The 12397-nt window shown below is 65.8% G+C and carries 11 protein-coding genes; 8 read left to right on the top strand and 3 right to left on the bottom strand.

The features are described 5' to 3' along the window. Window positions 1–13 precede the first annotated feature (13 nt). The 4 genes from chrA (at window position 14) to ACQ4WO_RS03320 (ending at window position 5604) form a co-directional block, all read left to right on the top strand. Window positions 14–1351: a chromate efflux transporter gene (chrA, locus tag ACQ4WO_RS03335; protein ID WP_436480222.1), complete on the top strand. Its 1338-nt coding sequence runs from the start codon at window positions 14–16 to the stop codon at window positions 1349–1351. Between the two features lie 29 nt (window positions 1352–1380). Then, window positions 1381–2502: a GTP 3',8-cyclase MoaA gene (gene moaA / locus ACQ4WO_RS03330; RefSeq protein WP_436480220.1), complete on the top strand. Its 1122-nt coding sequence runs from the start codon at window positions 1381–1383 to the stop codon at window positions 2500–2502. 62 nt (window positions 2503–2564) lie between these two features. Beyond that, window positions 2565–4412, top strand: a complete 1848-nt coding sequence (moeA, locus tag ACQ4WO_RS03325; RefSeq protein ID WP_436480219.1) for a molybdopterin molybdotransferase MoeA — start codon at window positions 2565–2567, stop codon at window positions 4410–4412. A gap of 259 nt (window positions 4413–4671) precedes the next feature. Next, complete coding sequence (locus ACQ4WO_RS03320; RefSeq protein ID WP_436480217.1) at window positions 4672–5604, top strand: MHFG family PEP-CTERM protein; 933 nt, start codon at window positions 4672–4674, stop codon at window positions 5602–5604. Window positions 5605–5610: 6 nt separating this feature from the next. On the opposite strand, the gene ACQ4WO_RS03315 is transcribed toward ACQ4WO_RS03320, so the two are convergent. Beyond that, entirely contained in the window at window positions 5611–6981 is a 1371-nt protein-coding gene (locus ACQ4WO_RS03315) for a DNA recombination protein RmuC (protein ID WP_436480215.1), read from the bottom strand. A gap of 4 nt (window positions 6982–6985) precedes the next feature. Continuing rightward, complete coding sequence (locus tag ACQ4WO_RS03310; protein WP_034754244.1) at window positions 6986–7381, bottom strand: group II truncated hemoglobin; 396 nt, start codon at window positions 7379–7381, stop codon at window positions 6986–6988. A 131-nt stretch (window positions 7382–7512) separates the two neighbouring features. On the opposite strand from ACQ4WO_RS03310, the gene ACQ4WO_RS03305 reads away from it, so the two are divergent. Genes ACQ4WO_RS03305 through ACQ4WO_RS03295 form a run of 3 tightly spaced genes read left to right on the top strand, consistent with a single transcriptional unit; the run spans window position 7513 to window position 9663 of the window. After that, entirely contained in the window at window positions 7513–8778 is a 1266-nt protein-coding gene (locus ACQ4WO_RS03305) for an MFS transporter (protein ID WP_436480214.1), read from the top strand. Window positions 8779–8790: 12 nt separating this feature from the next. Continuing rightward, on the top strand, window positions 8791–9138 hold the full coding sequence (locus tag ACQ4WO_RS03300) for a GIY-YIG nuclease family protein (RefSeq protein ID WP_436480213.1): 348 nt from the start codon (window positions 8791–8793) through the stop codon (window positions 9136–9138). Window positions 9139–9195: 57 nt separating this feature from the next. After that, window positions 9196–9663, top strand: a complete 468-nt coding sequence (locus ACQ4WO_RS03295) for a MarR family winged helix-turn-helix transcriptional regulator (protein ID WP_436480212.1) — start codon at window positions 9196–9198, stop codon at window positions 9661–9663. A gap of 3 nt (window positions 9664–9666) precedes the next feature. Here ACQ4WO_RS03295 and cqsA read toward each other — a convergent pair whose 3' ends face one another. Further along, the gene (gene cqsA, locus ACQ4WO_RS03290; RefSeq protein ID WP_436480210.1) at window positions 9667–10911 is read right to left on the bottom strand and encodes an alpha-hydroxyketone-type quorum-sensing autoinducer synthase; all 1245 of its coding nucleotides are present in this window, start codon (window positions 10909–10911) and stop codon (window positions 9667–9669) included. 163 nt (window positions 10912–11074) lie between these two features. Between cqsA and ACQ4WO_RS03285 the strand changes: the two genes are divergently transcribed. Further along, window positions 11075–12394, top strand: coding sequence for a sensor histidine kinase (locus ACQ4WO_RS03285; RefSeq protein WP_436480209.1), 1320 nt, complete (start codon window positions 11075–11077; stop codon window positions 12392–12394). The last annotated feature ends 3 nt before the right edge of the window (window positions 12395–12397 follow it).

The following is a 12397-nucleotide window of genomic DNA, read 5'->3' as shown; positions in this document are numbered from 1 at the left end:
CCCTCCACCCGCCATGCACGAGAACGCCACTCTGCCCCCCGCCCCCGTCAGCCTGCGCAGCGCCTTCTGGTACTGGCTCAAGCTGGGTTGCGTCAGCTTTGGCGGCCCCGCCGGGCAAATCGCCATGATGCATGCGGAACTGGTGGAAAAGCGGCGCTGGATTTCCGAGCAGCGTTTCCTGCACGCTCTCAATTACTGCATGCTGCTGCCGGGGCCGGAAGCGACCCAGCTGGCCATCTACATCGGCTGGCTGATGCACCGCACGCGCGGCGCCCTGGTGGCGGGCCTGCTGTTTTTGCTGCCCTCGCTGCTGGTGCTGATCGCCCTGTCCTGGCTGTACATGGCGTATGGCCACGTGGGCGCCATCGCCGGCGTCCTGTACGGCATCAAGCCGGCCGTCGTCGCCATCGTGCTGGCGGCCGCGTGGCGCCTGGGCCGGCGCACCTTGCGCAGCCCCGCCCTGATCGCCATCGCGGCGGCCGCATTTGTCGCCATCGCCGCGCTACAGCTGCCATTTCCGCCGATCGTGCTCAGCGCCGCCCTGCTGGGCATGGCGGGCGGGCGCTGGCTGCCGGGCCACTTTCATGCCAACGGCGCGTCGCACGGCGGCGCGGCCCGCTACGGCGCAGCCCTGATCGATGACGACACGCCGACGCCGGGCCACGCGCGCTTCCGCTGGCCGCGCCTGCTTGGCACGGCTGCCGTGGGCCTGGCGCTGGCCTTCTTCGTCTGGCTGGGCCTGGCGCTGGCGCGCGGCGCGGACCAGCCGCTGGCGCAGATGGGCGTGTTTTTCAGCAAGGCGGCCCTGCTCACGTTCGGCGGCGCGTATGCCGTGCTGCCCTACCTGGTGCAGGGCGCCGCCGACCACTACCACTGGATCACGAGCGCGCAAATGATGGATGGCCTGGCGCTGGGCGAAACGACGCCCGGCCCGCTGATCATGATCGTCGCCTTCATCGGTTTTGTCGGCGGCTGGAGCCATGCCGTGACGGGAGAGCAGCTGTGGCTGGCAGGCGTGTGCGGCGCGCTCGTCGCCAGCTGGTTTACTTTCCTGCCCTCGTTCATCTTCATCCTGGCCGGCGCGCCCCTCGTGGAAGCGTCGCGCGGCAATCTGCGCCTGAGCGCGCCCCTGACGGCCATCTCGGCGGCCGTGGTCGGCGTCATCGCCAGCCTGGCCCTGTTCTTTGGCCGCCATGTCTTCTGGCAAACAAACCCGATGCCGCACTGGGACTGGGTAGCGATTGCCATCGCGCTGGCGGCCGGCGTGGCGCTGATCAAGTACCAAGTGGGCACCATCAAATTGCTGCTCGCCTGTGCCATCTTCGGCCTCGTGCTATCGTATCTGCCTTGACCGATTTTATGTAAGTGGCATGACCTTTCATGGCTGACAAGATTATCTACCTCGCCGAGGCCCGCAATGGGGCACCGGTGATCCCCGCACGGCTGGAAAGTCCCAGCGGCAATGTGGCCGACAGCCTGGGCCGGCCCCTGCACGACTTGCGCATCTCGATTACCGACCGCTGCAATTTCCGTTGCGTGTATTGCATGCCAAAAGACGTGTTCGACAAGAACCACGTGTATCTGCCGCACACGGATTTGCTGTCGTTCGAGGAAATCACGCGCATCGCGCGCCTGTTCGTTGAACACGGCGTGGAAAAGATCCGCCTGACGGGCGGCGAGCCGCTGCTGCGCAAGAATATCGAAAAGCTCATCGCCATGCTGGCCGCGCTGCGCACGCCGTCGGGCCAGCCGCTGGACCTGACCCTGACGACCAACGGCTCCTTGCTGGCCAGAAAAGCGCAGACGCTCAAGGATGCGGGCCTGAACCGGGTCACCGTGTCGCTCGACTCGCTCGACGACGCCACCTTCAAGCGCATGAACGACGTCGATTTCGCCGTCGCCGACGTACTGCACGGCATCGATGCGGCGCATGCCGCCGGCCTGGGACCCATCAAGATCAATATGGTCGTCAAGGCCGGCATGAACGAGCAGGAAATCGTGCCCATGGCGCGCCACTTCAAGGGCACACCGTATATCCTGCGCTTCATCGAATACATGGACGTGGGCGCGTCGAATGGCTGGAACTTGCAGGAAGTCATCCCTTCGGCCGAAGTCGTGCGCCGCATAGCCTCACACATGCCCTTGCTGCCCATTAACCCGAACTACACGGGCGAGACGGCGGCGCGCTGGCGCTATGCGGATGGCAGCGGCGAGATCGGCCTCATTTCCAGCGTCACGCAAGCGTTCTGCGCCGACTGCAGCCGCGCCCGCCTCTCGACCGAGGGCAAGCTGTACACGTGCCTGTTCGCCAGCAGCGGCCACGACTTGCGCAGCCTGCTGCGCGGCGGCCATAGCGACGCGGAAATATCCTCGGCCGTGGCGCAGCTGTGGCGCGGCCGCAGCGACCGCTATTCGCAATTGCGCACCAGCCAGACGGATTTGACGGGCGGCACACTTGAGCACGGTAAAAAGAAAGTGGAAATGTCGTACATCGGCGGCTGAATCCGGGGCGGCGCACGCCCCACGCTGCTACCATGGCGCATGCACCAATTTTCCTACCTGACATGATCAACAAACACGACATTACCGGCCTGATCCTGGCCGGTGGCCTCGGCACGCGCATGGGCCAGCGCGACAAGGGCATGCTGTGCCTGCATGGCCAGCCCCTGGCCCGCCACGTGCTGCAGCGCCTGGCGCCGCAAGTGGGCCAGCTGGCCATCAGTGTCCACGCCGATGCCGGCGATTACGCAAGCTTCGGCCTGCCCGTGTGGCCGGACGCGCTGCCGGGCCAGCTGGGCCCCCTGGCCGGCCTGCACAGCGGCATGCGGCACGCCGGCACGCCCTACCTGCTGACGGTGCCGTGCGATTCGCCCCTGCTGCCACCCGACCTGGCAGCGCGCTTGGCCGCCGGTTTGATCGACAGCGATGCCGACCTGGCCATCGCCGTCACCGAGGAAATCGATCCGGCGACGGGATCGGCCGTGCGCCGCCCGCACCCCGTCTTTTGCCTGGTGAAAACCTCGACCCTGCCCCAGTTAGACTCGTATCTGCGCGGCGGCGGGCGCCGCATGCGTACCTGGCATGGCCCCTTGAAACTGGCCGAAGTGCTCTTCGAGAACCATGGCGCGTTCGGCAACATCAATACGCCAGATGAGCTGACCGCCCTGCAGGCGCAGGGCTTGTCCGTGCCGATGGCGCAAGCCATCCTGGCCGACACGGTCGCCCCCCTCGCCGAGATCGAGGAACTGCCGCTGCCGCAAGCGTTCGAGCGCATCCTGGCGGCCGACATCATCTCGCCCATCAGCGTGCCCGCGCACGACAATTCCGCCATGGATGGCTATGCGCTGCATGGGGCCGACCTCGGTGGCGACGCACCCGTGACCCTGGCCGTGGTCGATACCATTCTGGCCGGTCGCCCGGGCACGGTCAACGTCGGGCGCGGGCAATGCGCGCGCATCATGACGGGCGCCGTCATGCCGGACGGCTGCGACAGCGTGGTGCCGCAGGAACTGGTGCGGCACGCCAGCGAGCACAGCATCACCATCGCGCCGGAGTGCATCCGCCCCGGCGACAACCGCCGTTTCAAGGGCGAAGACTTGATGCAAGGCCAGCCTGCGCTGCTGCAGGGCAAACTACTCGGACCGGCCGAACTGGGGCTGCTGGCCTCGCTGGGCATCGCCACGGTGCCCGTGCGCCGGCGCCTGCGCGTGGCCTTCTTTTCCACGGGCGACGAATTGCGCTCGATCGGCGAGCTGCTCGACGCGGGCTGCATCTACGACAGCAACCGCTACACCCTGCTGGGCATGCTGACCCGTTTGGGCTGCGAAGTGCTCGACATGGGCATCGTCAAGGACAATCCGCAAGCGCTGGAAGCGGCCCTGCGCGGCGCCTGCGCCAAGGCCGACGTCATCATCACCTCGGGCGGCGTGTCCAGCGGCGCGGCCGATTTTACGCGCGAGATCCTCGCCCGCCTCGGTGACGTGGCCTTCTGGCAAATCAACATGCGCCCGGGCCGCCCCATGGCCTTTGGCCGGATTGCCAGCGGGGGCGCCACGGCCTTGCTGCTGGGTCTGCCAGGCAACCCCGTGGCCGTGATGGCGGCGTTTTATTTCCTCGCCCGCCCCGCCCTGCTGCGCCTGATGGGCGCCGATGCGGACACGTCCACCCTGCCGCTGCTGCAGGTGGCGGCGCAAGCGCCCATCCGCAAGAAACGGGGCCGCACGGAATACCAGCGCGGCATCGTCGAGCGCGGCGCGGACGGGCGCCAGCACGTGCGCGTGACGGGTGCGCAAGGCTCGGGCATCCTGCGTTCGATGACGCAAGCCAATTGCATGATCGTGCTGCATGAAGCGCAAGGCCACGTGGCGGCCGGCGACCTCGTCGATATTGTGCTGTTCCATGGGCTGATGTAAGCAGCTACCCGCTCCCGTCCCCTGAACGGCCCGCCCTGCGCGGGCCGTTTGCATTTCCCCATTGCAATCAATTCCCCTGCGCGGCAGACGTTTTCCAATCGAGATAAAAATATCAATCATTTCCTCTTAAAACAAATCAATAAAGACAACACTAATTGTAATAATTTTATTTATTAGTTGATATTGAAGTTTCTTCGGTGATAACATTCGAACTCATACAAAAAGTTCAATTTTGATATTGTTTTCACGAGGAACAACAATGAGACACAGCTCATGGATCGCGGGAGCCAGCTTGCTGGGTACGGCCTGCCTGCTTGCCACCTTGTCCCTGGCGCCCTTGCCCGCCAGCGCGAAAGGCATCGCGCGCGCCGATGTGCTCGATAACTGCAACTGGAATCGTCCTGGCGTCGACCCGTTCATGGGTGACGTGGTGGCGGCCGTGGACCGCTATACGGATATCGCGCCGCCCGTGCGCGAACAATTGAAGGAGCGCATGCGTGCGCGCCAATACGATGAGATCGTGGTGATCAGCCGCGACGCCATCCGCGGCAAGGGCAATTACAACGCGCGCATCAGCGACATGCATTTCGGCCCTGGCCGCGTCTGCCGCAATGTCACGCGTGCGGGCTGGAACGAGCAGATGCAGGAACGGGGACTCGTGTATTGCGTGCAAGGCCAGTGCATCCTGGTGCCGACGATTTGCCGCAACGTCAGCCGTATCACGCAGGCGCCCGCATCGGCGCCGCCAGCGGCCGGTGCAGCTCCCGGTGGTGCCGCTCCCGGCGGTGCAGCACCCGTTGCCGCCGCGCCCGCCGCCCCGGAAGCGGCAGGCGCGCCCCTGATCGACAATCCCGACGCCTTGCGCGGCGGTTCCTTCACGGGCGGCGCCATGCCGCCCGAGGTGGCCAGCATTCCTTTCCTGCCCTTCGATTATGTGCGTACCGCGGGCGGCATCACGCCGCCGGCCGGCATGGGCGGCGGCGGTGGTGGCGGTGGAGGCGGCAGCGGCCTGCCTCCGGACCGGGGCAGCAGCATCATCGTGCCGCCCACCGTGATCATCCCTAGCTTGCCACCGACGGTGCCGACCGTCTTGCCGGCCGTGCCGGAACCGCAAACCTGGGGCATGCTGCTGGCCGGTCTGGCGCTGATCGGCTACAGCGTGCTGCGCCGCCGCACTGTGCGGGCAGCCTGAGGCGCGCTACTCGCCGTCGCCGGCGTCCGCCTTACCCAGCAGCAAGGCGGCCGCCTCGCCCGGCAAGGCTTCCACGGATTTCAATTTGCGCGCCATCTGCCGGCTGCGCACTTCCGCGCTTTCGATATTTTTCGCCGCCTTTTCCAGGGTCAGCCGGGTTTGCGACAGCACCTCGCCGAACTTGCCGAATTCCGTCTTCACGGCGCCCAGCACTTGCCACACTTCCGACGAGCGCTTTTCCAGCGCCAGGGTGCGGAAACCCATCTGCAAGCTGTTGAGCAAAGCCGTCAGGGTGGATGGCCCGGCAATGCTGACCCGGTGCACGCGCTGCAATTCGTCGGCCAGTCCCGGGCGGCGCAGCACTTCCGCATACAGCCCCTCGGTAGGCAGGAACAGGATGGCAAAGTCGGTGGTCAGCGGCGGCGCCAGGTATTTCTCGGCGATGGTTTTCGCTTCGCCCCGTACAGCCCGCTCCAGCTCGCGTCCCGCCAGGGCCACGGCGTCGGCATCGGCCCGCTCGGCCGCCTCGACCAGGCGCTCATACTGTTCCTTGGGAAATTTCGCGTCAATCGGCATCCACACGGGCGGCCCGCCGTCGACCATGCCCGGCAGTTTCAGGGCGAATTCCACGCGCGCGCCGCTGCCCGGCAAGGTTTCCACGTTTTTCGCGTACTGGTCGACAGTGAGTACCTGCTCCAGCAGCATTTCCAGCTGCACTTCGCCCCAGGTACCGCGCGTCTTGACGTTGGTAAGCACCCGCTTCAGATCGCCCACGCCCAGCGCCAGCTGCTGCATTTCACCGAGGCCCTGATGGACTTTTTCCAGCCGCTCCGACACTTGCTGGAACGAGGCGGACAGGCGCGTTTCCAGGGTGGCATGCAGTTTCTCGTCGACCGTCTTGCGCATCTCTTCCAGGCGCGCGCCATTGTCGGCCTGCAAGTCGCGGATCTTGTTTTCCAAAGTGGCACGCACTTCCAGCATGCGCTGGGCATTCGACTCCGTCAGCTGCGCCAGGGTCTGGTTCGTGCTGTCGGCAAAACGCGCCAGGCTTTGCGCCTGTTCTTCGCGTCCGACTTTGCCCTGCGCCTGCATCTGCGTGCGCAGGCTGTCGAGCTGTTGCAGGGTCGCCGCCTGGAATTGCGCCAGGCCCGCAGCCAGGTCTTGCCGCGTGGCCTGTGCCGACGCCTGCAGCTGCAGCCGCACTTCGCGCTCGACCCGGTCGATGCGTTCCAGGCTTTGCTGCTGGTGCTGCTGCACCAGGGCCAGGGTGGTGGCGCCGTCGCCGGCCGCGCCACGCGGGCGCAGCAAGATCAATAGCAACAGGACGATGGCGACGATGGCGGCGCCCAGCAGGCTGTAAAACTCGATTGGGCTCATGGGATCAGTCAGGTTTGTTGCGCATCCAGTCGGCCGTCTGATAGAACGATTCCATCAGGCGCACGCGCAAGGACTCTTCGATGCCCGTGTCTTCCATGGCCCAGGCCATGGCGCGCAGCCATTGGTCGCGCTCGCTGGTGCCGATGGCATACGGCAAGTGACGGGCGCGCAAGCGCGGGTGGCCGAATTTCTCGATATACAAATCCGGTCCGCCCATCCAGCCCGTCAGAAAGAAATACAGCTTGTCGCGCGAGCCATCCGTCGATGGCGGATGCATGACGCGGATGCCGGCGAACTCGGGCTCGAGTTCCATCAAGTCATAAAAACGGTCGACCATTTCGCGCAGCACGGGGGCGCCGCCGATGGTCTCGTACAGGGTAGGGGCAGTGGTATCAGTCATGGCCGCCATGATAGCGCAAGCGCTGGCGGCCCATGCGGCGCCAGCGCCCTCTGCCACAATAAATGGCAATATACTTGACTAATCAACCTTTTATCAAATATTATGCAATTTTAAACCCGAGACAAAACAGCATGTCAACCACCGTCCAACCTCGTTTGCTACGCAATATCAATTTCCGCTGGCTGCTCGGTGGCGGCCTCGTGTCCGTGCTCGGTGACCAGTTCAGCATGCTGGCCCTGCCCTGGCTGGCGCTGAGTCTGACAAACGATAGCCTGAGCCTGGGCATCGCCGTGGCCCTGATGGGCGCGCCGCGCGCCGTGCTGATTTTGCTGGGCGGCACCATCGCCGACCGTTACTCCCCCCGGCGCGTGCTGCTGCTGAGCAAATATGCGAACGCCGCCATCCTGCTGGCACTGTCCGGCCTGCTGATGCTGGACCAGGCCAGTGTGGCGCTCGCGTATGCGGCCGCGCTGGCGCTGGGCATCGCCTCCGCCTTCGGCATTCCCGCCGGCACGGCCATCCTGCCGCAAGCCGTGCCGCCGCAAACACTGCAGACGGCCAACAGCCTGCAGATGGGCGCGCGCCAGTTGTCCTTGCTGGCCGGTCCGCTGCTGGCGGCGCTCGTGCTCGGCGTCCACGATGGCGGGCAACAAACCGGCATGGCGGCACTGGCCGCCGCCTTTGCCATCGATGCGCTGACGTTTCTGTTCTCGGCCTGGACCTTGCGGCAAGTCACCTTGCGGCCACTGGCCGCCGCCGCGGCGCAGAGCATGTGGCGCGACATGGCGGCCGGCCTGTCCATGGTGTGGCGCGACATGGCCTTGCGCAGCTGCTATGCCTACTGGGCCGTGGTGGCGTTCTTCGTCATGGGTCCGCTGCAAGTGGCCCTGCCCGTGCTGGCCAGCGAACGCCTGCACGGCGCCCCGGCGCTCGGTTTGCTGATGGGCACGCACGGCGCCGGCACCCTGGCCGGCATGCTGGCGTCCAGCCTGGGCGGCACCTGGCTGCGCCGCCGCTTCGGCGCCACCCTGCTGGCTGTCGATGCGGTCGTGGGCCTGCTGCTGATGGCGCTGGGACAAATCGATACAGCCTGGCAAGGCGCGGCCTTGCTGGCCGTCACGGGATTGCTGGGCGGCTATGTGCAGGTGGCCATCTTTACCTGGATACAACGGCGCGTGGCGCCCGCCATGCTGGGCCGGGCGATGGCGCTGTTCATGGGTATCTTCCTGGGACTGGCGCCGCTGTCGGCGGCGGCCACTGGCGCGCTGCTGCGCCGCCTGAGCGTGGGCGAACTGTTCTGCGCCGGCGGCGCCCTGCTGCTGGCCGCCGCCATCGCCGCCGCCATGCTCACCGATATTGCCCGCATCGCAAGCACCGATTACACCACCCAAGCTTGAGGAAACCGCAGCATGGATAAAACACAGCAAGCTGCCTTGAAAGCAGCTTACCGGCAACAAGCGCCCGCGCTGGGCATCATCGCGCTGCGCCACCTGCCCAGCGGCCGCACCCTGCTCGAACGCAGCCGCAATGCGCCCGGCGCGCTGAACCGCCGCCGCTTCGAACTCGCGCTGGGCTCGCACCGCAATGCGCGCCTGCAGGCGGACTGGCGGCGCGACGGCGAGGCAGCTTTCCGCTTCGACATCATCGACACCGTCAAGCCATCGGCCGATCCCGGTTTCGATGCGGACGCAGAACTGGACGCCCTGCTCGCGCTGCACCAGGCGCAGCTGCTGGAACAGGGGCAATCACGCTATTGAGCGGCCATGCTTTACACTTGCGCACTCACGCACTACGCAGCAAATGAAAAGGACGCCATGACCGATCACACTTCACCGCCGCCGGACGGCGGCAGCGCGCTGGACTTTTGCCTGCGCCTGGCGCGTGCCCAGGCCATGCTCGTGCGCCGCTTCGACAGCACCCTGGGCAATCTGCATGGCTTGAGCTTTGGCGATTATCAATTGCTGTACCACTTGCAGCGGGCACCCGGCGGACGCCTGCGCCGCATCGACCTGGCCGAGCGCCTGGCGCTGACGGCGTCCGGCATCACGCGCTCGCTGATGCCGCTGGAAAAAATCGGTCTCGTGGCGCGCCAGGCCGATGCGCGCGATGCCCGCGTCGGCTACGCCGCCATCACGGCCGCGGGACTGGCATTGCTGGCGCACGCGAATACGACGGCGCAGGCGCTGGGCCAGGAATTGCTGGGCAATGCCAGCGCGGAACAACTGGCGCCTCTGTCCCTGCTATTGAACGGCATTGCCGGCAACCAGCCCGGCCAAGTCTGAGGTCTACACCAGCGCCAGCTTGCGCAGGCGCCGCGTCGATGGCCAGCGCGCCATGCCCGTCTCGTCGCGGATGGCGGCGCAGGCGGCCAGCACCCTGGCGCACTCGTCCTCGCGCAAGCCCGCATTCAGGGTCAGGCGCACCAGCGAGCGGTTCTTCGGCGTGGCCGGCGCGCAGAACACGGCGCCGTAGATGCCGTGCCGTTCCAGCGCCTTGCGCAGGATCAGGGTATCGGGCTCGGTGCCCGCCTCCAGCGCGATGATCTGCTCGGTGCCGTCGCTGACGTTGTAGCCCAGATCCATCAGCCCCTGGCGCAGTTGCACGCTGTGGCGATGCAGCGCGGCGCGGCGGCCATCGGCGGCGCGGATGAAGTCGAGCGCCGCGTCGAACCACGCCAGCTCGTGCCCGAGCAGGCAGGAGCTGAAGATGGCGGGCCGCGAAGCGGACAAAAAATATCCCTTGAAACGGGCCGAACAGGTGATCAGCCCGGCCCGGCCCGCAAACGCCTTTGCCAGCGACGCCGTGCGGAAATGCACGCGCTCGCCCAGGCCCAGCTCCACCACCAGCCCCGCGCCCTGCGGGCCGTGCGTACCCAGCGAGTGCGACTCGTCGACGATCAGCATGCTGCCGCTGCGCTCGGCGATTTCCACCATCTCCAGCAGCGGCGCCACGCTGCCATTCGTGCTGTACAGCGCATCGACGATGATGATGCCGGGGCCATGCTTGTCGATCTGGCGCTGCAGGTGGGCGCCATCGTTGTGCAGAAAAGCAACAGGCACGGCTTGCGCCGATTGCACGCCCTCCCACAGCGAAGCATGGGCCTGCATGTCGAGGTACACGGGGATGCCGGGCCCGGCCAGGCTTTGCAGCAAGCCCACGTTGGCGGCCCAGCCCGATTGCGCCAGCACGCACGCTTCGCTGCCCAGATAGTCCGCGAATTTTTGTTCGAGGCGGTGCTGGCGGCTGCCTTCCTGCAGGAAGACGGACGACATCAGCATGGCGCCGCCGCCCTGCAAGACGCGCGCCTGGGCCGCCAGCAGCGCCGCCTCGCCGGCGATGTTCAGGTAATCATTACCTGCCAGCATGACCGCACTGACCGGCATGGCTTGCCATTCATGCAAATGCTGGCCGCCAAGCAGCTTCTCGATGCGCTCGACGTAATGTTCATCCATGCGCGCGCGCACAAAGGCGGGCATCCGTTGTTCGGCGTGGACGTCGCGGGACGACAGAGGGGAAATGGCGTTTAACATAGGAACTCCTGATTGGTTGCGGGGGAACTACCGCGTCCAACATGCGCGAGCCATCCGGCAAGAGTTTGATACAACTCAACAGTTATGCTGATATCCTGCTGATATAGAGGGAACCCGCCGATCATGTTGCATTGACACGCTTCAACAAACACGCCCCCTTACCATGATGCATGCGCAGTCCCCTTCCGGAAAACGATGGCAAGGCAAGCTGCTCCAGCCTTTCCTGCATTTCCACGACGCCATCGAACACACGCCTGTGCGGCGCGCCCAGGTGCGTACGCTGGCGCTCATCGGAGCGCTGGGCATGCCGCTGTACTACGCGCTGTGGCATTATTTCTTTCCGCAGGAATACGAATCGCCGCTGCTGCGCATCGTGGCCGCACTGCTGTTCCTGCCCGCGCTATGGCCCGACCGCTTCAGCAATACCTGGTTCAGCGTCTACCTGTTCCTGGGGCTGACCTTCGAACTGCCGTTTTTTTTCACGTACATGTTCCTGATGAACCATGCCTCGACCATGTGGGCGCATTCGCTGCTGGTAGCGCTGGTCGTGCTGTTTCACTTCGATACGCGCATCGCCATACTGGCCTACCTGAGCGGCACCCTGCTGGCCTGCCTGGCGTTTGCCGTGGCCGGCGATCCCGCCTTCCTGCTCAGCGGCGACGTCTTGCAGCAATTGCCCGTGCACTGGTTCACGATTGCCGTGCTGTCCGTGGTCAAGGTGGGGCGCAACGTGGGCGCGCAAGAGAAACTGGCCGGACTGGCGGCTGGCCTGGGCAGCGTGGCGCACGAATTGCGCACGCCCCTCGTCAGCGTCGAGGCGAACGTGCGCGGGCTGCAGCGCGGGCTACAGCAAAACCTGCAAGACCAGCCGCCCGACGCGGCCAGCCTGGAAGCGCTGGCGCGCATCCAGTTCGAAGTGCGCCATATGCACCACATGATCGATCTGTTCCTGCTCAGCGCCAGCGCCGTCAACCGCAAGCTCGAAGCGAACGAAGCGGTGGCCATGCACGACAGCGTGGCGGCCGTGCTGCGCCGCTATCCGTTTACCAGCACGGCCCAGCGCGACATCGTCAAGGTCGACGTGCGTGCCGATTTCACGTTTCCCGGCCAGTCGGAGCTGTGCGTGGTGATCCTGCTGAACCTGCTGCGCAATGCCTTGAAAAGCATCCACCGCGCCGGCAAGGGCCGCGTGCGCATCATCATCGATGGCGCCCATCCCGTGCCACGCCTGCTGTTCATCGATACGGGCTGCGGCATCGCCACCAGCCGCCTGCCGCTGATCTTCGACCGCTTCTATTCGTATCCCTCGCACAACGGCAGCGGCATCGGCCTGGCCCTGTGCCGGCAAATCATGCAAGCCTGGCAAGCGCGCATCCGCTGCGTCGCGCGCGAAGGCGCCTACGCCATCTTCGTGCTGGAATTTCCCCAGCCCCTGCCCGTGCCCACGCACAACCGTTTTCCATCCATCCACCGCGCGAGGTGACGC

Source organism: Janthinobacterium aestuarii (genome assembly GCF_051380835.1).
In the GTDB taxonomy this organism is placed as follows: Bacteria; Pseudomonadota; Gammaproteobacteria; order Burkholderiales; family Burkholderiaceae_D; genus Janthinobacterium; species Janthinobacterium aestuarii.
The sequence above is the reverse complement of the archived record's forward strand: the minus strand, read 5'-3'. Positions and strand labels throughout refer to the sequence as shown.